The sequence below is a fragment of the Halobacillus sp. ABA4_118 genome, from assembly GCF_056160205.1.
This window is the reverse complement of record NZ_JBSWWS010000001.1, coordinates 2,618,116-2,637,139: the sequence shown is the minus strand read 5'-3', so window position 1 is coordinate 2,637,139 and position 19,024 is coordinate 2,618,116. Positions and strand designations below refer to the sequence as shown.

Here is a 19,024-nt window from a genome sequence, read left to right as displayed (position 1 = left end):
ATGGAGGGGCGGTTTTCAACCTCCACTGACAGGAGGCAGAAAGGCAATCGTGTCGCCTTCTTCAATTTTATGTTCCCGGCCGGCGAACTCTTCATTGACCGCGACCATACTTGTTTGAAGCTGGTCACTTGGGCAGACTTCAAAGACCTTCTTTTTCACTTCCTCCACCGTCAAGCCGGCAAGATCCATATCAACGTTTTCCGTACCGGCAGCTTCTTTCAATCCGGCAAAAAACAACAGCTGATTCATCGGCTTTCCTCCTTCGTCGGCACTCCAGGTTTGGTTTCCTTCTGATTCCCGATCCACTCTTCGCCATCTTCCCAGTGTTCTTTCTTCCAAATCGGAACAATTTCCTTGATCCGTTCGATGGCATACCGGCTTGCCTCATAGGAAGCGTCCCTGTGCGGGGTGGAAACAGCAATCACAACAGCGATATCCGTGATATCCAGGCGGCCTGTGCGGTGGGCCATCACCGTTGTTGTGCCCGGCCACTGCTGTTCTATCTCGTCAGCAATCTGCTGAAGCTTCTTTTCTGCCATGGATGGGTACGCCTCATAGTGTAAATGCAGTGTTCTTTTCCCTTTTGTAAACTCACGGACCGTACCTATGAACGTGTTGATTGCCCCTGCATCCCTTCGCGTCACCCTGGCAATAATATCACCGGGAGACAAAGGTTCATCGGTCACCCATACTTGTTTACTGTTCACGTCTCTCCTCCCCTTTCGCCAGACGATAGACCTCCGACAGACGCTTTCTCCAGTCTTTCAGTGCTATCACTGGAAAAGGAACATCCACGGTCACCGCTTCATTCCATGTAATGACCAGCTGGATATTGTGCAGCTGATCGAGAAGTTTTAGATCTTCTTCCCTTTTTATGATGACAGCTTTCGGGTAGGCTTCGTTCTTATACCCTTCCACAGCAATTAAATCCGGATCAAACTGTCGGTATAAAAAAATAAGCTTGTCGAGCGTATAGACCTCTTGATGGGACAACTCAAGCTGAAAACGTCCGGAACTGTCGACCCCTGTCATAAAGGCACCCGCCTCATGAAGGCGGCAGCTGTCTGTTTCATGATGCATTACCTTCAATGGTTCTTCATGGGTGTGACGCTTGATGGCGGCAGTTTTTTCTCCACGCTCTGCTCCGAATGCAATCAAATCGGAGAGCAGGGATGTTTTTCCGCTGTTTTTATACCCGACGATTTGGAAAACCGGGGCTTCATTCATGTCGTTCCCTCCCTCTCGTATTCACGAGCAGGCACGGCAGGCTTTCCCTACCCCAACCCAAATGCTTCACTTATGTAAAAAACCCTGCCGCATTTCATACGGCAGGGGCCTCACCTTTCATCAATCCGGAATTCCAAGAGCGATTTTCGCATAACGGCTCATGCGGTCCTTCGTCCAAGGTGGATTCCAAACAATGTTTACGGTAATCTCATTCAATTCAGGCAGATCAGCAAGTGCGCGCTTAACGTCCTGCTCAATGTGTCCTGCGAGCGGGCAGCCCATGGCAGTCAAGGTCATTGTCACCTTTGTGTCTCCGTTGTCTTCTATATCAACACCATAGACAAGACCGAGGTTGACAATATCAATGCCGAGTTCCGGGTCAATGACATTCTCAAGGGCGCCCATTGCGTTTTCTTCCAATGCAGTTGTACTCACTTAAGTTCCCCCTTTACAGTATTTCAAACTCTATTATAAACAAAATATTGGAGATAATAAAATAATCCCGCTGTTACAGCACAAGTTCCAGCCAATTGACCATTTCAACCATTCCGAACCGGCTCACTTTATGGTCCCGTCCCACTTCTCTCAGGAAACGGATATTTTCTGGATTTTTATACTGTTTGATCGCTTCATTATAGAAGTCGTACGAATGCTCAAACGGCACAACTGGATCGGCATCCCCGTGCCAGAAGAACAGCGGCCGTCCAAACAGCTTATCCATCTGTCTGGAAAGGTCGATGCCTGCCAGGGAATCATACATCTCATCCAGATCCTCCTGACTTAGAGGCACATGAAGACCTGCCTTCTCCGCTCCTTTGATGGTACGCTCTGCAAAATCCACAATTTTCGGTGACCCCATCATGACTGCTGACGCCTGGATCCATGGATACATCGTCAAAGCTGCGCTTGTCGTGATTCCACCCATGGATGTGCCTCCTACGCCGATACGACGGTCAAGAATCAGATCAAGGCGGTCAAGTTCATCCTTCAGATCCTGCAGATCCTTCAGGTTTTGATACACGATGTCCCAGAACTTCATATCCAGTTCCTTTTTTGAAAGGTCCTCTTCCCGCTCTCCGTGAAAGGCGCTGTCCGGCAGAACTACACGGAAGCCTTTCTGCGCGAGCATATAAGCCTGTGGAAGATTGTGCTCCTTTGCACTTGTGAAGCCGTGAAAATAAATGAATACAGGGAGCGGCTGGTCCTGTTTTTCTGTATCTACAATGGTAAGTGCTGGTACGTTTTTGTATGAATTACGGTATATCCCTATCATTGCGGCTGGTTCCTTTCTGATAATCTTTACTTGGCCTTAAGGCATGTTTAATAAAAACGGTCTATAATTTATCGTAACACTGCGGTTCTTGATTGGAAAGTGTTAGGTCATCAAGGAGGATATTCTTTACAATCCATTACCTGACCGATAAACTATACATACAAAATGAGGTGAATAGTATGAAACAGCATTTAATTGCATTGGATTTAGACGGTACTCTTTTGACTGACGAGAAAAAAATCAGTGAAAAAACGAAGGGCATCGTTCAAAAGGCCATGGATCAGGGGCACATCGTTGTCATCGCTACAGGCCGTCCACACAGAGCAAGCATCGATTTCTACCATGAACTTGGACTGGAAACACCGATGGTCAATTTCAACGGGGCCCTGATTCACCATCCTTCCGACCACCGCTGGGATGCGATCCATTCTCCTTTAGGGATCCGCACCGCACATAAAATCATTCATACCTGCCAGGAACTGGGCGTCAAAAACATCCTGGCGGAAGTGAAGGATCAAGTATACCTTGACCAATATGACGAAGATATTATGAGCATTTTCCAGACGAAAAATGATCCAATTACGGTCGGGCGTCTGCAGGCCAACTTAAAAGATGACCCGACTTCCATTCTCATTCATCCGGAAGAGGAAAAAATTAAAGCGATCCGTGCGGAACTGGATGAACACGCTGCGCTGATCGACCACCGCAAATGGGGCGCTCCCTATCACGTAATCGAAATCGTAAGGGCAGGGCTGAACAAGGCGGTCGGCCTGGATAAGATCTCCCGCTATTTCCACATTCCGCAGGACCGGATTATCGCATTTGGTGATGAGGATAATGATCTTGAAATGATCGACTATGCCGGAGTAGGCGTTGCTATGGGGAATGCGATCAACGAATTGAAGGACGTCGCCAATCACATCACCGGCACGAACGAAGAAGACGGCATCGGGGCGTTTCTCGATCAGTACTTGAGCCTCAATAAACGGGCGATCTAAAGGAAATGGTTTCCTCGGTTAAAACCACTGCTCTCTGCCATACTAAGCTTGAACGTGAAAGCGTTCAGGCTTTTTTATGACAGGAGGGTCTTGTCATGGAGCAGCGTAAGCAGGACAGCCGCAAAGACAACAGCCGGGTGGAAGTGCAGACATTTGACGAAAGCATCATGGAACCGAAAAGGCTGACAGATGCAGATCGTAAACAAATGGAAAGCGACCGGCATACAGTAGGAGGGTTTTAACCATGGAGAAAAACCTTTTTGAAAATGCGCGCGATGCAGTCAACCGTTTCACCCAGCGTGGCGGAAGACATGATGCTACGAGCCAGCAGGATATGGAGGCGGCCAGACAAGCGATCCAATCTGCCTATAGCCAATGTTCACAACAGGAGAAACAACAGCTACAGCAGTTGGAGCAGCAGATGGAAGCCCATCATAACAACCTGCAGTAAATTTTTTATTCAGACCGGATTGATTTCCGTCTGTAAGGGGTATAACAGAAGTGCCCCCCTAATGATTTTCATAAAAAAGAAAAACACCCGTCCTGCGGGTGTTTTTCTCAGCTTGTAGAGAAACCTCTGTTTCTTTACAAGCTTTTTTCTTACCGCCAGGAGCGAAAGCCCCTTGGGAGTTCTTTAACATCGAACAAGACTCTCCTTCACCCCGCTCACCTTTGCTGGATGGAGGAGAGTCTTTTTTATATTCCGGCAGGCAGCCGTATCAGCGGCTGTTCCTTCCCTTTTTCTTTTCCACGTAAGCGGCCATAGTGCAGCCCGTGCCGTTCGCTTGAATCTGCGAACCTGCGTAAGGCACAATCTCTCTCCTCTATATTCTAACGTCGGCACGAGAAGCGTTCGGTGGTGACGCCTGCGGGAACAGCACGGGCCGAAGATCCACTTGGTCCAATGGTTTTCTTGACCAAGTCAGCGGAGTCCGTGCCCTCGGCAGGCATCCACCGATAAGCGGAACGTGTCCCCCCAACACGACGTGCGGAGAACTCTGACTGGATAACACAGGCTTTTTCTTCGGACTGCCGGATTGAATTCCGGCAGTCCTTTTCATTGGGTTCCAAAAACTTCTGCACTTTTCCTGAAACCCCTCTCCCCCACCTGTATACAATAGCTGTAAGGAGGCGGAGAGAAATGGAACAGGATCAGACTTTCGGTTTATGGGTGACCGCTGCAGGGACAATCGCCTCGGCTGTGAGCATAACCATTGATAATGACGACCTCGATCTCATCGGGAATGTTCTGCAAGCATCCGGAAACGGGCTTGCTGCCAATGAAGACGGAACCTTTACACTCCGTACAGCCGGAAGCTTGATCCAGGCCTCGGGAAATACAGCCATCGTTTACAGCCTGCTCGCGGATCTGCCGGAAAACGAGGCGTTGTCCCTGGTCATCCAAGGAAATCTTTTACAGGCGCTCGGGGGAACCATCGCCTTTTCAGAAACTTTGAAAGGCCCCTCCAGTCGTTTTTCCGTCTATACTTTGAACGGCCAGCTGATGGAAGTCATCGGAAATTCCATGCAGGCCGTCGGGTCAGGAAAAGAACGGCGCGGGGAGGAAGACCCGTCCCTCAACCTGATCGGCAGCTGGATCCAGGCCGGGGGAGCCGTTTTGTCCGCCCTGGCCGCTGAGGCGGCCCGCATTCACGAAAAAAAGACGGGGAAGACCCCGCCTTTTACGTAAAACGATCATAGGATTTTTTCAAGGTCACGGCATAAAGGACATGACCGAACAGCCAGAAGAGAACGGCGGATCCATCTGTTACCGGTGGCGTTTCCTTAAGTGCAAGGATGGTGAGCGGGACATAAGCCAAGGCGGCAGGCGCTGTCAAAAGAGCCGCTGCCCGCCAATGGTTCCGGGACGTACTTTGGACCCGGTACATAAACAGCCACGCATACACCAGACCGATGATCCAGGATATGATCATATGAAAAAACCACTCCATAAGAACCGGCCAGTCAATACTTCCGAACCACGGAATAAAGTCTACGTTCATCAACAGCGTATACACTTTATCCCCCGTAATCTTCTCGACGAACCACATGTACAGGCCAAGGACAATGCCAGATGTCGTTCCGATAAACAGTCCCCATCGAATCATAGGCTTCCTCCAGGTTTAATAGGCTTCCTGCTTCCTAAGTTCCCTCAGAAGATTTTCTAAAACCTGTCGAAGCTCCCGGTAATCTCCTTCAAGCATACGGAAATACATCGCTCTCATGAAATGCTTGCTGTTGTTGATAATGATGTCTTCCTTAGGGTCCTGCCACCCGTCTCTTATATAAAGCAGGGTCTCCAGCCATTCCATCCGCTCCACATGGTCAATTTTACGGAACATCATCAATACAGCGGTGACCATTCTTTCTTCTTCATCAAAAAGGTAAGGCTGGTCGATGAGAAACTGCTCCCGGATGACGGGAAGCATATGGAGAATCTCCTCACGGGTCATTTCCTCACAGGCGGCTGCACTGTAAATGGCATCCGCTGCATGAGCCATGGCGTGAGCCCATCCCTTCCCTTCCACATAACCCCTGTGATCTTTTTCCTGCTGCATGTATTTCTTCAAATGCTCCCACACCCGGTGGACCTCCTCTTCCTTCAGGAAAGGAGCTTCCCTGTGCTTCTGCATAATGGGCGGAATCAGCAAAACGGAAAAGCTCCGCTTGAATACAGCATCTTCCTCCTGCTTGGACGTACCGATTCTGTAAAACAAATAATTTTTATTTAAGACGGACTGAAGTATATTTTTCAACTGGTCATTCGAATAATGACCACGCTCAATAAACGTTGTAAAAACGGAGTGGATCAGGTTATCTCTCAACTCAGGATGTACCGTTCCGATTTTCTGAAGCATCATCGTCGTCAATTCCTGCAGGTTCTGCCCCTCCGGAAGAGCATAATCGTTCTCTTTAATCGGCTGCAGAACTTCAATTAGTTTCGTTTCCATCTCCCACACCTCCTCAAACATTGCTCTCATTGTACCACAGATATTCCCATCCCACGCCTGATAACGTTTAGGAGTTTTGATTACAGGATTTTTTTGATAGAATAGGAGCAGATGGAACAGAGGAGGATAATCATATGGCTATACAAGTACAGGAAACACCCAATCCGAATGCACGCAAGTTCACGACGGAATCCATGATCTTTCAGGGGGACGGCAGTGTGTCCGTTATGCCCGGGCAGACGAGTGAGCACAAAATCATGAACGATCTAATGGAGCTGGACGGTGTCGATAACGTATTCGGCTTCCAAAACTTCATCACTGTGAACAAGCTTCCACAGGGAGACTGGGATGAGCTGACACCGAAAGTGAAAAGCACACTGGAAGAATACGGGTATTAAAAAACAGCCCTGCCGTTCTAAACGGCAGGGCTGTTTTTTTATTCGGTCGTTTGTACCTGTTCAAGAGGAATATAGTTCAGATGAATCGGACGCCCGTCGTCTGAACTTTCCTCAAATAAAATCAGAGTGACCATGCCGTAATCCGGCATATCCTCCTTCGGGATGGAAATATTGATCTCAAAAGGAGACCAGGAAGGAGCTCCCTCTTTGACTTTTACTGGTGTTGGGGATACCTGTACGTTATGACCGTCTTCCACACTGTAAAGGAAAGATCCTTCAGAAACGCGGGCTTCCCCTTTTACGACATACGATCCGTTATCTCCTGACACCCTCACTTTACGGAAAGCTTCCCCTTTGCCGTATTCCGCCTCTTTCAATCCGGTCTCATCCGTCTTTGCTTCCTCTTCGGTTACAGCATCCTTCCCTTCAAGGGTGAATGACTGGGTCACTTCAAAAGGATTGGCATCCAGCGGCTGATCGTTGATCGTATCCACAAGGAACGTCATCGTTGCCTCGTAGTCTCCCGGCTCAATATCAGCCGGCCACGTTTCAGAAGCCTCCAGAAGGCCTCCTGCTTCGACTTCCTCGGTCGTTAAGCCCTGCGCAAACATCTGATCCGCGGAGTAGGTATACACCACTTCTCCTTCTTTGTCTTTCACCTGGATTTCATACTTCTGACTTGAGGTGAAGCCCAGAATGACCGGGTCCTCCCCCGTATTCTTCAAGGAAAACTGAAACGAAACTTCTCCGGAATCCACAATTACTTCCGCATCCATCACCATTTGTTCGATCAGGCCCTCCATATCAATTTCCGTCTGCTGATCCTCGGTCATCTCCTCGGATGCCGCTTCTTCGCTCTCCTCACCTTCCGCCTGTTTAACTTCCGATTGGTTCGAGCATCCTGCGGCAAATAAGAGCGCTATTCCGAAGATACCGGCTAGCACGTTTTTCATGACCCCCACTCCTCTTTATGCTATTTAATGTATTCGTCGTTTCAGAGGTGGAAAAGTTACATCATTGATCGTCTTTTCGGAAAAACCCGAAGATACCTGTCGTCTGAACGATGTTGGTAAAGGCTTTGGGATCCACATCCTGAATGATGTGCTGCAGGTCATAAAGCTCATAACGCGTAATGACCATGACGAGCATGTTTTTATCCTGCTGGGTAAACGCCCCGCGGGCAGGAAGTGTCGTAATCCCACGGACCATGTGACCGTGGATGGCTTTTTCAAGATCGGCTGCCCTGGATGTAATGATCATCGCTGTCAGCTTCTCGTGACGTGTATGGATCGCATCAATCACCCTTGTTGTAACATACAGCGTAAGGAGTGTATAAAGGGCGTTCTCCGGTTTGTAAAGCACTCCGGCAATCACGATGATGGCACTGTTAATGATCAAGAAATAAATGCCGATCGGGCGGTCTTTCATTCTCGACAGAATCATCGCGATAATATCGAGACCTCCCGTGGAAGCCCCCCATTTCAAGGTGATACCAACACCTGTACCACCAATCACTCCCCCGAACACCGCATTCAGGATGATGTCTTCGGAGAGCTGCATCACAGGGATGACCTCAAGAAAGAACGTCGTAAAAGCAACAGAAATGGCACTATAAACGGTAAATCCTCTTCCTACTTTCATCCATCCTAAAATGGCTACAGGGATATTAAGTATGAATAAGAGCAGCCCGGTACTGACCGGAATGCCGGCGAAATCATTCAAGATACTCGTTAACAGCTGGGCGACACCTGTAAAACCGCTCGCATAAACGTTGGCTTCAATTAAGAACAAGTTCAGTGAAATCGCGTTCAAAACCGCACCGAACAAAACAATCAGAATCCTTTTTATTTCTACTGTAAACACCGAAAAACCTCCTAACCTCTATCATCTATTCATTTTTATCACCCGATGTAGGTAAAATCAAGTTAAACTTGAGGAAAATACCCTGATTTTGTCGAACGATGGTTCACTTTTTATTTTGACTATCCACAGGATTGTGCCTACACTTAACATACAAACTCTATGACAGTAGGTGACGCAGATGAACGTGCAGATTATTTGTGACTCGGCCAGTGACTTGAGCCGGGACACTGTTGAAAAGTATGGGATTATCTCCCTCCCTTTAAAAGTGATTATGAAAGACGAGGAATATGTGGATGGGGAGACGATTACCCCGAAGGATGTATACGACCGTATGCGCCAGGGGGATGCACCGAAAACGGCGCAAGTCTCTGCGCAGACATTCAGAGAAACGTTTACGGATCTTGCCGACAAGAACCAGCCTTTCATTTATTTCTCCTTCTCCTCCGAACTTTCCGGCACATACCAGACGGCAAAAATGGTCGAGCAGGAAATCAAGGAGGACTATCCGGATGCCGTTTTTGAAGTGGTGGACACAAAGGCGGCCTCCCTCGGATGCGGTCTCATCGTTATGAGAGCCGCAGAAATCGCCCGTGAGGGAGCAGACCTTGAAACCGTTCTGGAAACAGGAACCTATCATGCAGAGCATATGGAGCACATCTTTACAGTCGATGACCTTGAATACCTTCAGCGCGGGGGCCGGGTGAGCCGGACAGCAGCTTTCGTCGGAGGACTGCTGAAAATCAAACCGCTTCTGCATATGGAGGGTGGAAAGCTGATCCCCCTTGAAAAAATTCGCGGATCTAAGAAAGTCATGAAGCGGATGCTTGAAGTCATGGAAGAGCGGGGACATGATTTGAAAAACCAGCGTGTGGCCATCAGCCACGGAGACGATTTCGAAAGAGCCGGACAGCTGGCTGAAATGATCAAGGACCAGTTTGGAACATCCGATATTCACATCGATTATGTCGGTGCAACCATCGGCGCCCACTCAGGCCCGGGCACGATCGCTTTATTCTTCTTAAACGACACATATCAATAACTATTCCCTGAACGATGTAACCCTACTCCCTCTTTGCGCGTCTCATTTATAAAGACAGCCGGGGAGGCAGATGGGATTTACAGTTCCCTCCCCCTGTCCCACGCGATTGGGGGTTTTTCTTATAAAAAAGCTCTGTTAGAGTCTGTTGTTGATATTTTAAACGATTACTAAATCGTCTCCGTCTGGAATCAGGGGTCCGGTCCGTTGTTTACTCAGAGCATGGGATGGCAGGGAAAACCGTCCGCTTTCCGCGGGGAACGATGAGCCTCCTCGGACTTCGGTTATGTCCTTTCTAACTCCCCTTCTTTGAAGAGGCGGCCTTGGGAATGGCGGGACTCCTGTGGGATGAAGGTACATCGTGAGACCCCGGAAGGCGCTGCCTGAGGAGGCTCACGGTACCCCACGGAAAGGGAGTCATTCCCAAGGCCGCCTCCTACAAATCCCATGACAGAAAGGGGTGATCTGAGCTCACATGTTACATAACAACACCAAGCAATAACAGAGCCTATAAAAAAAGCAGCATCCACGTTTTTTCTTTTTTCATTACTTCTCTTCTTTTTTACTGGCTGTCAATCAGACAGGGAAGGCTCAGAATCCTACGAAAATGAAGATACAGCGGTGGAACAGGATCAGACGACCGAGCCTTCCGATTCCGGACTTCAAGCCGACAGGGAAAACGGCAAAGCTGAGGAAGAGAGCAGTATCGGAGAGTTGATGTTGTATGAAGCTGTCCTCACTCTTGAAACCGATGATTTTAACTCTTACCAAACAAACATGAACAAAAGCATGAAGCAGTATGTTGCGTATATGGTCGAAACATCCATTCAAAAAACAGCCAGCGGCGGGCGTGAAGGACACATCACTCTGCGAGTACCGCAGCCGTCGTTCACTCCTCTTCTTGACGCCCTTGAGGCCGCGGCAGACGACGTGAAGTCGAGAAACATCAGCAGCCGTGATGTCACCAGACAGTATGTCGATCTGGAAGCCAGATTAAAGGCGAAGGAAGAAATTGAAGCCCGTCTCCTTGGATTTCTAGAAAAGGCCGGAGCCACTGAGGATTTGGTGCGTATCTCACAGGATCTGGAGCGGGTTCAGGGAGACATCGAGTCCTTGAAAGGTGAAATGAACTTCCTGGAAAACCAAAGCGAACATTCAACAATCACTTTGATGATCAAGGAAACAAACCTCTCTGTACCTGAAAGTGCTTCACTTCATACAGGAGAACGTATCAAACAGGCGTTTTTCCGTTCCTTGAACGGACTGCTCCTGGGCAGCGGTAGGACTCATTGGGTACGCTCCCTTTGTCGTTCCACTTCTGGTGGTCGGCGCATGGTTGATTCTCAGATATCGCAGACATTCCAGAAAAAACAAATAAAAAAAGCGTTCCAGCAAGCTGGAGCGCTTTTCATTCCCAGGCTGTCGAAAAAGTTGTCGACAGCCTTTTTTGTGGACTCGTTTCCCCATATGGTTTGAGCCCGTACCCGAGGCAGTCCCCGTCGATAAGTGGATCCACCAGAAGGTCTATGCTTTTTCAGACGAACGGCTTTTTCGGCTCAAGATGATAACCGCCACGGTAAACAGAAGCAGAACGCCCCCGACAAATCCGATGAACAGCCAGTTATAGCCGCTGTTCTCTTCAATGATGAATACATCCGCCGTTTCCCTGTCCATAGCCAGGCGGTACGTCCCATCCGACTGTTCCCGTACCACTCCGTCCTGGAGAAGGCCGCGCAGCTGGAGGCCGCTGTCCAGGTGATCCAGCTCTGCTGTTTTCGTTTCTGCCGCATTGTTGATGGCAACAATCAGCGACTCTTCTTCGTCCCTGCGCTCGAAAACGATCAGCCCGTTGCCGTTATATAACTCTTCATATCCTCCCCGGGTCATCGCCGGGTATTGGTCCCGCATCGACGTTAATTTTTCAATCCGCTGCTTTAACTCCTCATTTCCGGCTTTCACATTGATCATCGGTACCGTTTCAGGGTCCCCTCCATCATCCAGCGGCGTTTCCGATCCGTAATACACAACAGGAACGCCTGGTGTTGTAAAAAGATAGGTAAGGCCGAGACGCCAGCGGGTAATGGGGTTCTGCCCGTTTTCAACCGCCTCATGTGTAAAGCGGCCGGTAAAAGGGCCGTCGAGCTGCTGGACACCGGTTGCCGACGATGCGATGCCTGCTACAGCGCCCGGAGCTTCGAAGACGTTCCTGATCTGCTCAGGAAGATCCCCTGCCTCTTCCAGGCTGGTTGTATAAAGAACAGAATCCTTCTCCTCCATCATCTCTACACCCGTTTGTGATATAACGTGGAAGCCGTCTACTCCCGCTTCTTCCTCCCAGAACTCCATCGTTTCCTCCATGTAAGCAGCGGCTGCTTCCTTTTCCATGTTCAGCTGCGGAAGATCGTCAAGCCATGACAGAGGCGCATCTGTCACACCTTCCTTCAACCAGCTGCTTTTCGTATCGTCTTCGAGCCACGGATGTTCAGCAGCTGTGAACAAAGGAAGATCAAGCACCACTTTCAGGTCACGATCATGAGCTTCCTGGACGAACGCTCTCATTTCCTTCATCGTCCCGAGCTGTTCCTCGACAGCCTGGAAGTCTGTGACCCAGAAGCCATGAAATCCTCCAGGCGCATTGGCCATCACCGGGGACAGCTGGATCGTCGTAAAACCAAGTTCCTCTATGTAATCCAATTGGCTGGTCAGACCTGCAAGATCCCCGCCTTGATAAGCCTGCGGGTCTTCAACGTCCACTTGTTCATCGTTGCTGCGGTCGCTGTTGAAAAAGCGGTCCACCGCGATATAATACACACTCTCGTCCTGCCACCTGCGCTCTTCTCCTTCGACAGCTGTGGAAACCATGCTGTTTAAAAGGAAAAAAGGAAGAAGCAGAAGGATCCCTGCTGCCTTTTTCATATTCCGTCCTCCCTCGACCTGAAAAACACTCCTCTCTAAGGGTACCGCTTTCATAACTGCACCGTCAATCCTGTGTTTACGGAGAGAAGAATTGAAAATCCAGCGGCAGACCAAAAACCTGTGCGGTGTTTTTCAACACCGCACAGGTTTGGCTGCTCATCCCTAGAGCTGGACACGATATGTTCTGAACCAGTGATCGATCTGACAGAGGTGAGCAATCAGCTGCGGACCCGTCATCAGCTGACCGAACCACGGCGTATCCATCGACTTCCCTTCGCTTTCTTTCAGCTTTCTTACTTGATCACGATCAAACAATTGAAACAACGGAGCACGCTCATCGGTCAGAATATCATCCATCCACCGGCAGACAGCCCGGGTATAGTCAGGGTGGAAGGTTTTCGGATACGGATTCTTCTTCCGGAACAGCACCCGGTCAGGAAGGATGCCTCGCAGCGCCTGGCGGAGGAGTCCTTTTTCCTGATCGTTATGAAACTTCATGCTCCACGGCACATTCCACACATACTCCACCAGTCTGTGATCGCTGAAAGGAACGCGGACCTCAAGACTGGCTCCCATGCTCATCCGGTCTTTCCGCTCCAGCAGCGTCTGCATAAACCAGTTCATATTCAAATACGACATCTGTCTGTGCTTCTGCGCATCTTCACTTTCGCCATCAAGCAGCGGTGTCTCGGCGATGGTTTCGTTATAACGCTTCAGCATATACCATTCAACATCAATGTCGCCTTTTAAATCATCCCGGACCAGCCGGTTTCTTTCATCCAAGGACCGGATCCAAGGGAAACCCTTCCGCTCTTTATCTTCTTTCCTGTAAAACCACGGGTAGCCTCCGAAGATTTCATCGGCGCATTCCCCCGACAATGCGACCGTCACATGTTTTTTTATTTCTTCACAAAACCAGAGAAGAGACGAGTCCACATCCGCCATACCTGGAAGATCGCGCAGCTCTACGGCCTGTTTCAACCGGTCCATCAAATCATCCGTAGCGGCTTCCATCACCGTATGGTCTGTCTGATGCTGCTGACTGACCAGCTGAATAAAAGCTTCATCCCGATCCGGCTGGAAGGCATTTTTCTTAAAAAAGCGGGCCTGGTCCTTATAATCAATGGAAAATGTCTGCAGCGTCCCCCTTTGATTCTGCTTATACATGTCGGCGGCCACTGCTGTGATGGCACTGGAATCCACACCGCCCGACAAAAAGGTGCCGAGCTTCACATCTGAAACGAGCTGCCGTGTGGAAGCATCCATAAAAAGCTCCCGGACTTTTTCCACCGTCTCATCAAATGTATGTTCATGCGGGGCACTCTTCACATTCCAGTACCGTTTCACGGCAAGCTTTCCTTTTTCAAAAAGAGCCCAGTGCCCCGGACGGATTTCCTGAATGTCCTTGAACACGCCCTGCCCCGGGGTACGGGAAGGTCCGAGCGATAAAAGTTCATGCACACCAGATCGGTCAAGGACAGGGTCCACTTCAGGATGAGCAAGAATGGCTTTCATTTCTGAAGCATAAAGCAGTCGATCCCCTTGATGACTGTAAAAGAGCGGCTTCACACCGAGACGGTCTCTGGCAAGAAACAACCGCTTCCGTTTCGTTTCCCATACGCTGAAAGCAAAAATGCCATTCAAATGGTCGACACAGTCTGGTCCCCACTCTATATAGCTGATGAGCAGCACTTCTGTGTCTGAATGGGAAGCGAAGCTCCATCCTTTCGATTTTAAGACCGCGCGGATGTCTTCTGTATTATAAAGTTCTCCGTTATAGCATAGAACAAACTGTTCATCCCTGGCGGTCCGGACCATCGGCTGCCTGCCTCCATCAGGATCGACAACAATCAAGCGTTGATGACCGAAGGCGGCAGATTCGTGTATCCATGTTTGATAATCATCCGGACCGCGGTGTCTGAGTGTATCCGCCATACGGTCCAGTATAGAAGCTTTCCCCTCTGTCCGGGAATCACTGTCCACCCAACCGACAATTCCACACATCCTGCTTCACCATCCTTTTTCTAACAGAAGTCTTTCGATAAAACATCCATGATGACTCACTATATGAAGGATCACAGACTTCTATGAAAAAGGCTGTGGTAAACTTCAGGGTTGATTCCACCTGAAAAATAACCCTCCTCTCACTGGCTTGTAAATAAAGATTATGAATGATTTCATGTCTCCCCGTTCTTTTGATTGTATCTAAACTGTTTAATGGAAAACTTAATTATGTAGTAAACAGACCCTATAATCAGCACTAAACATGCTGAAAAACTTAAAGTCATCAAAAATCCCCCCACAGCAGTTTGGAAGACATTATTTAGAATGAAGGTCACAGCCGCAAAAACAATCGTTAAAATCAAAAAAGTTTTTTTATTCATCTACTCCCTCCTTATTTTTCAAAAACACGAAAGCCATTTAAATCCTGACCCTTGATTGGTATGGCTTTATAAATCGCCCGAAGTCTGTACCCCATACATTTTGGGATGAAAGTTTTTGAGCAATCCATTTCTCTGTCACTAAGAAATGTTCGAAGCCTTTATTTCAACATTGACTTTTAACATAGCCAAAGAAAAAGGAATAAACCTGTTGACACCGGGAATGATAATCATTATCATTGTATATGTAAACAACATCCGTTATCCCCCAAGTAGCGGACATAAGAAACAGAATTGAAGCCCCCTTCTACCTATAAAAAACGCTGCATGCGATTCGCGCATGCAGCGTCATTTTTATGCAGGTAAAATGCCCGCGCCAAGAAATCCGAAGCCGAGTACAAGAGCAATGACCGCAGCAACGAGCAGCTGTCCCCACCAGATCGCAGCCGGTTTCTTTTTCTTATATTTCACGCAGACCATTTCCATTGCGGCGATTGCCCAGAGCCCTACGAGTACTTTTATGATAATCATAGCTCCGTACACGGAGTAGCTGGCAAACAATGAACCGCCGGAGTACAAGATCAACAGATAGAAGACCCGCAGAATCATATGCGAAATCTTCGCTGCTTTTTCTCTTCCTCCCCGTGCAAAAGTCGTCACAAGGGCGACAAGCACAAAAGCGATTACCCAGGAAGTAATATGTAAGTGCGCCATAATGGTTTCTCCTCCTTTTCTATCCATCTACCGCTATGATACCACGACTGGCTTCCACTTTCCTATTCAAAACTAAGACGGATAATTTTTTCAATAGTACGAAAAACAGGGCATAACCTGTTATAATGATTGGAGATTGAATAGAAATGGGAGGGATCACATGTCTGTTATAAGCAGTCAAAACATTATCGACCAGACACAGGAATACGGGGCCAAAAACTACCATCCCCTGCCGATCGTTATTTCCAAAGCGGAAGGCGTATGGGTGGAAGATCCGGAAGGGAACCGCTATATGGATATGTTAAGCGCTTACTCTGCCGTCAACCAGGGCCACCGCCATCCAAAGATCATCCAGGCTTTAACCGATCAAGCCAGCCGCGTGACCTTAACTTCACGCGCTTTCCATAATGACCAGCTCGGCCCTTGGTATGAGAAGATCTGTAAATTGACGCATAAAGATATGGCACTTCCAATGAATACAGGAGCTGAAGCTGTTGAAACCGCGATTAAAGCAGCAAGACGCTGGGCTTATGATGTCAAAAAGGTGGATGAAAACCAGGCGGAAATCATCGCCTGCACCGGCAACTTCCATGGCCGGACGATGTCAGCTGTGTCCTTGTCTTCTGAAACTGAATATAAACGCGGCTTCGGTCCGATGCTTCCAGGTATTAAGCTTGTGCCTTACGGCGATATTGACGCGTTGAAAGAAGCCATCACAGAAAATACAGCTGCCTTTCTACTTGAGCCGATCCAGGGAGAAGCAGGCATTGTGATGCCTCCGGAAGGATTTCTTAAAGAAGCATACGATGTGTGTAATGAGGAGAATGTCTTGTTTATTGCGGATGAAATCCAGGCCGGCCTCGGGCGGAGCGGTAAAATGTTCGCCTGCGACTGGGAAGGTGTGACTCCCGATATGCTCATTCTCGGCAAAGCCCTTGGAGGCGGTGTATTCCCCATCTCCTGTGTTGTTGCCAATAAGGATATCCTCGGTGTCTTCAATCCAGGATCCCACGGCTCGACGTTCGGCGGCAACCCGCTTGCCTGTGCGGTATCAACCGCCTCGCTTGAAGTGCTTGAAGAAGAGAAACTGGCGGAGCGTTCCCTTGAACTCGGTACGTACATGATGGAAGAATTAAAGTCCATCGACAATCCAAAAATCAAGGAAGTACGCGGCAAGGGACTGTTTATTGGTGTAGAAATGACCGAACCTGCCCGTAAATACTGTGAACAGTTAAAAGAGAAAGGTCTTCTCTGCAAGGAAACGCATGAAAATGTCATCCGCTTCGCTCCTCCACTTGTGATCCAAAAAGAGGATTTAGACTGGGCGATCGAGCAGATCAAAGCTGTTCTTGCTTAATCAAAAAACCTCCCCGTTGGAACGGGGAGGTTTTTTTGGTTATAGAGAAGCTCGATCCATTTCCTTTCCACGGAAGAGCATCATCTACTGATGTCACGGAAAGCGTTCAGTGATGAGGCCGTACCCGCGGCAGGCATCGACCGATACGCGGCACGTGATCATCCCGACCATTCAAGCCCTTCCGCATTATTCAGCGTTTAATCCAGGGAGACAATTTTTTTCTGATTCCACGGAGCGAGCACAATGGTTACGAGCCGTTCTTCCTCCTGCTCCCACATCCGCCCCGTATTTTCTTCAATATAATAACGGTTCAGCCCGATATCCACGTGATGGATGGAGGCACGCTCATCTTCCCACAGGTAACGTGCTGCCAGCACGACCTGCCCCTCTTCAGAATCAGGCCGTTCCACACCTGCCTTCTGCAGTTCATAGATGCCGCCTTCAACCGCTTCAAGAAGAAGAAAGACCTTCGCTCCCCTGTCCGGAGCCTTTTTCCCCTGCCACTGGTCTTCGGAAATTTCTTCGATCTCATAACCGAGCTCCACATAATCTCCGTAAAAAGGGTCGCGCGGATCCACAGGAGCTGTTTTCAGCACCACTTTTTCTCCTACAACGTCCATCGCATAATAACCACCAGCCATCAGAAGGAGAAACAAAACCTGAACGGATACAAGTCCATAAAACCACCACTGCTTCTTCACTCTTCCTCTCCCTCCTTACGGAACGACCGGCGTTTCTTTTCCAGCCCATAACTGAGGCCGAATAATAAGAGACCTCCGACGAAAAAGAAGACAGAACGGTCCATAAAGTCCCAGGCCAGCTGGAAATAAGCAGCCAGTGTCGTGAGCAGGAAGGCCGCTGTCCCTTTGTTCACCCAGCGCCGCACTTCCTGCTGGTAGCCGGAAACAAGCCATAACACGGCATAGACAAACAGGACGATCAGCGAGAAGAGATCTCCTGATGGAAAACGGAAAACAGGTATAAACAACAGCAGATCAATCCAGTAATAATTGGTCGTACTAAGAGCCGAACGTACAACAGCAAAAACAAACAGAACTGCCCAGATGAGAAAGAAGTAAAGGGAAGATTCCGTTAACGTTTCAGCGTATCCATCGCCAAGGAAGAAAATCTGCAGAAAAAAGACGGCGAACATGAAGACGACTGCTGATGTTTTCCATATTCTCGTCTGACCTTTTTGGATGATAAAGTCATCAGCGATATAAAGGGCCATCGATACGACGATCAGCCAGTAGTACGGATATCCGCCGCTGAAGACCAGGACAAGGGCCTGGATGTAATAGGAAGCAGCGAACATTCCGGCAAACGGAAGAGAGCGTGTCACGTAGACCGCCCATCCAAGACCCACAAGCAGCAGAAAGCCGAGCCACAGGTAAAAGTCCTGAAAAACAAGACCGCTGTAGACCTGTCCGGCGGTTAGGATCACAGCCGCTGCGTAATAAAACAAGCTTTCTCTCATAATGTAGTACAATCCTGCCGCGGCCATGGACCACAGCAGAAACGGAGACGCACTGAAAGCCGTATAATGATACATCTGGCCGATCAGGAAAATAGCTGCACCGAAAATGAGCAGCGCTGTCAAGATAAGACTGGAACCGACTCGGGCGGATTTCTTCCTGTACACCCTTTCCCCTGCCACGTAAAAAGTGGACATGGACAAGAGAAGAACCGCCAGGCGCCCCCAATCAGCCAGGTAGGACCAGTTGGATGCCGTAAAAGTAAGAAAGCCAAGACCGATGAATAAAGCGGCAAAGGTGAGCAGAACCGGTTTATATTGTTTTTCAGGGTAGTGCTCCAACAGCTTTTCCCGCTGGGCTTCCGTAATGATCGCTTCTTCCACCCACCACTCACTTTCTTTCAGCAGTTGATTACGCTTCAAATTCTCCGCCTCC

The 19,024-nt window shown here is 48.8% G+C and carries 23 protein-coding genes; 8 read left to right on the top strand and 15 right to left on the bottom strand.

Annotated features, from left to right (window positions below; translation table 11 throughout):
- Positions 1–15: 15 nt before the first annotated feature.
- The 5 genes from moaD to ACXAGL_RS13220 form a co-directional block, all read right to left on the bottom strand.
- Positions 16–249 (bottom strand): molybdopterin converting factor subunit 1, encoded by a 234-nt coding sequence (moaD, locus tag ACXAGL_RS13240; protein ID WP_474967850.1) that lies wholly within the window; start codon positions 247–249, stop codon positions 16–18.
- A complete protein-coding gene (locus ACXAGL_RS13235; RefSeq protein ID WP_474991351.1) occupies positions 246–707 on the bottom strand; it encodes a molybdenum cofactor biosynthesis protein MoaE in 462 nt (153 codons plus the stop codon). Before ACXAGL_RS13235 ends, moaD begins: the two co-directional genes overlap by 4 nt.
- Positions 697–1,227, bottom strand: a complete 531-nt coding sequence (gene mobB, locus ACXAGL_RS13230; protein ID WP_474967848.1) for a molybdopterin-guanine dinucleotide biosynthesis protein B — start codon at positions 1,225–1,227, stop codon at positions 697–699. Before mobB ends, ACXAGL_RS13235 begins: the two co-directional genes overlap by 11 nt.
- 120 nt (positions 1,228–1,347) lie before the next feature.
- Positions 1,348–1,632, bottom strand: a complete 285-nt coding sequence (locus ACXAGL_RS13225) for a metal-sulfur cluster assembly factor (protein ID WP_035531397.1) — start codon at positions 1,630–1,632, stop codon at positions 1,348–1,350.
- A 103-nt stretch (positions 1,633–1,735) separates the two neighbouring features.
- Entirely contained in the window at positions 1,736–2,500 is a 765-nt protein-coding gene (locus ACXAGL_RS13220; protein WP_474909131.1) for an alpha/beta fold hydrolase, read from the bottom strand.
- Between the two features lie 179 nt (positions 2,501–2,679).
- On the opposite strand from ACXAGL_RS13220, the gene ACXAGL_RS13215 reads away from it, so the two are divergent.
- From ACXAGL_RS13215 to ACXAGL_RS13200, 4 genes are all read left to right on the top strand, one after another.
- On the top strand, positions 2,680–3,498 hold the full coding sequence (locus ACXAGL_RS13215) for a Cof-type HAD-IIB family hydrolase (RefSeq protein WP_474909132.1): 819 nt from the start codon (positions 2,680–2,682) through the stop codon (positions 3,496–3,498).
- Between the two features lie 95 nt (positions 3,499–3,593).
- The gene (locus ACXAGL_RS13210; RefSeq protein WP_474909133.1) at positions 3,594–3,740 is read left to right on the top strand and encodes a hypothetical protein; all 147 of its coding nucleotides are present in this window, start codon (positions 3,594–3,596) and stop codon (positions 3,738–3,740) included.
- Between the two features lie 2 nt (positions 3,741–3,742).
- Positions 3,743–3,949, top strand: coding sequence for a DUF3813 family protein (locus ACXAGL_RS13205; RefSeq protein ID WP_027953513.1), 207 nt, complete (start codon positions 3,743–3,745; stop codon positions 3,947–3,949).
- A 690-nt stretch (positions 3,950–4,639) separates the two neighbouring features.
- Positions 4,640–5,188, top strand: coding sequence for a DUF6944 family repetitive protein (locus ACXAGL_RS13200; RefSeq protein WP_474991350.1), 549 nt, complete (start codon positions 4,640–4,642; stop codon positions 5,186–5,188).
- On the opposite strand, the gene ACXAGL_RS13195 is transcribed toward ACXAGL_RS13200, so the two are convergent.
- On the bottom strand, positions 5,181–5,606 hold the full coding sequence (locus ACXAGL_RS13195) for a hypothetical protein (protein ID WP_474991349.1): 426 nt from the start codon (positions 5,604–5,606) through the stop codon (positions 5,181–5,183). The two genes, ACXAGL_RS13200 and ACXAGL_RS13195, sit on opposite strands and share 8 nt — an antisense overlap.
- Before the next feature lie 15 nt (positions 5,607–5,621).
- Entirely contained in the window at positions 5,622–6,449 is an 828-nt protein-coding gene (locus tag ACXAGL_RS13190) for a DUF2785 domain-containing protein (RefSeq protein ID WP_474967845.1), read from the bottom strand.
- A 134-nt stretch (positions 6,450–6,583) separates the two neighbouring features.
- On the opposite strand from ACXAGL_RS13190, the gene ACXAGL_RS13185 reads away from it, so the two are divergent.
- Complete coding sequence (locus ACXAGL_RS13185; RefSeq protein ID WP_027953509.1) at positions 6,584–6,847, top strand: NifU N-terminal domain-containing protein; 264 nt, start codon at positions 6,584–6,586, stop codon at positions 6,845–6,847.
- 38 nt (positions 6,848–6,885) lie between these two features.
- Here the strand turns inward: ACXAGL_RS13185 and ACXAGL_RS13180 are convergent, their stop codons facing one another.
- Together ACXAGL_RS13180 and ACXAGL_RS13175 are read right to left on the bottom strand one after the other, a co-directional pair.
- On the bottom strand, positions 6,886–7,800 hold the full coding sequence (locus ACXAGL_RS13180) for a BsuPI-related putative proteinase inhibitor (RefSeq protein ID WP_474991348.1): 915 nt from the start codon (positions 7,798–7,800) through the stop codon (positions 6,886–6,888).
- A 61-nt stretch (positions 7,801–7,861) separates the two neighbouring features.
- Positions 7,862–8,710, bottom strand: coding sequence for a YitT family protein (locus ACXAGL_RS13175; protein ID WP_474967843.1), 849 nt, complete (start codon positions 8,708–8,710; stop codon positions 7,862–7,864).
- A gap of 178 nt (positions 8,711–8,888) precedes the next feature.
- Between ACXAGL_RS13175 and ACXAGL_RS13170 the strand changes: the two genes are divergently transcribed.
- On the top strand, positions 8,889–9,749 hold the full coding sequence (locus tag ACXAGL_RS13170) for a DegV family protein (protein ID WP_474991347.1): 861 nt from the start codon (positions 8,889–8,891) through the stop codon (positions 9,747–9,749).
- Positions 9,750–10,367: 618 nt separating this feature from the next.
- On the top strand, positions 10,368–11,222 hold the full coding sequence (locus ACXAGL_RS13165; RefSeq protein WP_474991346.1) for a DUF4349 domain-containing protein: 855 nt from the start codon (positions 10,368–10,370) through the stop codon (positions 11,220–11,222).
- A 48-nt stretch (positions 11,223–11,270) separates the two neighbouring features.
- Here the strand turns inward: ACXAGL_RS13165 and ACXAGL_RS13160 are convergent, their stop codons facing one another.
- The 4 genes from ACXAGL_RS13160 to ACXAGL_RS13145 form a co-directional block, all read right to left on the bottom strand.
- The gene (locus ACXAGL_RS13160) at positions 11,271–12,662 is read right to left on the bottom strand and encodes an alpha-amylase family glycosyl hydrolase (RefSeq protein ID WP_474991345.1); all 1,392 of its coding nucleotides are present in this window, start codon (positions 12,660–12,662) and stop codon (positions 11,271–11,273) included.
- A 162-nt stretch (positions 12,663–12,824) separates the two neighbouring features.
- On the bottom strand, positions 12,825–14,666 hold the full coding sequence (gene asnB / locus ACXAGL_RS13155; RefSeq protein WP_474967839.1) for an asparagine synthase (glutamine-hydrolyzing): 1,842 nt from the start codon (positions 14,664–14,666) through the stop codon (positions 12,825–12,827).
- A gap of 173 nt (positions 14,667–14,839) precedes the next feature.
- Entirely contained in the window at positions 14,840–15,046 is a 207-nt protein-coding gene (locus ACXAGL_RS13150) for a hypothetical protein (protein ID WP_474991344.1), read from the bottom strand.
- Positions 15,047–15,397: 351 nt separating this feature from the next.
- A complete protein-coding gene (locus ACXAGL_RS13145) occupies positions 15,398–15,757 on the bottom strand; it encodes a YisL family protein (protein WP_027956494.1) in 360 nt (119 codons plus the stop codon).
- Positions 15,758–15,917: 160 nt separating this feature from the next.
- Between ACXAGL_RS13145 and ACXAGL_RS13140 the strand changes: the two genes are divergently transcribed.
- Entirely contained in the window at positions 15,918–17,114 is a 1,197-nt protein-coding gene (locus tag ACXAGL_RS13140) for an ornithine--oxo-acid transaminase (RefSeq protein WP_474991343.1), read from the top strand.
- Between the two features lie 197 nt (positions 17,115–17,311).
- Here the strand turns inward: ACXAGL_RS13140 and ACXAGL_RS13135 are convergent, their stop codons facing one another.
- Positions 17,312–17,815, bottom strand: coding sequence for a GDYXXLXY domain-containing protein (locus ACXAGL_RS13135; protein WP_474971858.1), 504 nt, complete (start codon positions 17,813–17,815; stop codon positions 17,312–17,314).
- Positions 17,812–19,011, bottom strand: a complete 1,200-nt coding sequence (locus ACXAGL_RS13130) for a DUF2157 domain-containing protein (protein ID WP_474991342.1) — start codon at positions 19,009–19,011, stop codon at positions 17,812–17,814. Before ACXAGL_RS13130 ends, ACXAGL_RS13135 begins: the two co-directional genes overlap by 4 nt.
- Positions 19,012–19,024 lie beyond the last annotated feature (13 nt).

Bases quoted from the DNA above. Each gene is read 5' to 3' on its own strand.
- ACXAGL_RS13225 (WP_035531397.1), bottom strand. From the start codon at position 1,632: ATGGGCGCCCTTGAGAATGTCATTGACCCGGAACTCGGCATTGATATT.
- ACXAGL_RS13140 (WP_474991343.1), top strand. From the start codon at position 15,918: ATGTCTGTTATAAGCAGTCAAAACATTATCGACCAGACACAGGAATAC.
- ACXAGL_RS13215 (WP_474909132.1), top strand. From the start codon at position 2,680: ATGAAACAGCATTTAATTGCATTGGATTTAGACGGTACTCTTTTGACT.
- asnB (WP_474967839.1), bottom strand. From the start codon at position 14,666: ATGTGTGGAATTGTCGGTTGGGTGGACAGTGATTCCCGGACAGAGGGG.
- ACXAGL_RS13170 (WP_474991347.1), top strand. From the start codon at position 8,889: ATGAACGTGCAGATTATTTGTGACTCGGCCAGTGACTTGAGCCGGGAC.
- ACXAGL_RS13190 (WP_474967845.1), bottom strand. From the start codon at position 6,449: ATGGAAACGAAACTAATTGAAGTTCTGCAGCCGATTAAAGAGAACGAT.
- ACXAGL_RS13195 (WP_474991349.1), bottom strand. From the start codon at position 5,606: ATGATTCGATGGGGACTGTTTATCGGAACGACATCTGGCATTGTCCTT.
- ACXAGL_RS13185 (WP_027953509.1), top strand. From the start codon at position 6,584: ATGGCTATACAAGTACAGGAAACACCCAATCCGAATGCACGCAAGTTC.
- mobB (WP_474967848.1), bottom strand. From the start codon at position 1,227: ATGAATGAAGCCCCGGTTTTCCAAATCGTCGGGTATAAAAACAGCGGA.
- ACXAGL_RS13205 (WP_027953513.1), top strand. From the start codon at position 3,743: ATGGAGAAAAACCTTTTTGAAAATGCGCGCGATGCAGTCAACCGTTTC.
- moaD (WP_474967850.1), bottom strand. From the start codon at position 249: ATGAATCAGCTGTTGTTTTTTGCCGGATTGAAAGAAGCTGCCGGTACG.
- ACXAGL_RS13180 (WP_474991348.1), bottom strand. From the start codon at position 7,800: ATGAAAAACGTGCTAGCCGGTATCTTCGGAATAGCGCTCTTATTTGCC.
- ACXAGL_RS13145 (WP_027956494.1), bottom strand. From the start codon at position 15,757: ATGGCGCACTTACATATTACTTCCTGGGTAATCGCTTTTGTGCTTGTC.
- ACXAGL_RS13210 (WP_474909133.1), top strand. From the start codon at position 3,594: ATGGAGCAGCGTAAGCAGGACAGCCGCAAAGACAACAGCCGGGTGGAA.
- ACXAGL_RS13220 (WP_474909131.1), bottom strand. From the start codon at position 2,500: ATGATAGGGATATACCGTAATTCATACAAAAACGTACCAGCACTTACC.
- ACXAGL_RS13150 (WP_474991344.1), bottom strand. From the start codon at position 15,046: ATGAATAAAAAAACTTTTTTGATTTTAACGATTGTTTTTGCGGCTGTG.
- ACXAGL_RS13160 (WP_474991345.1), bottom strand. From the start codon at position 12,662: ATGAAAAAGGCAGCAGGGATCCTTCTGCTTCTTCCTTTTTTCCTTTTA.
- ACXAGL_RS13200 (WP_474991350.1), top strand. From the start codon at position 4,640: ATGGAACAGGATCAGACTTTCGGTTTATGGGTGACCGCTGCAGGGACA.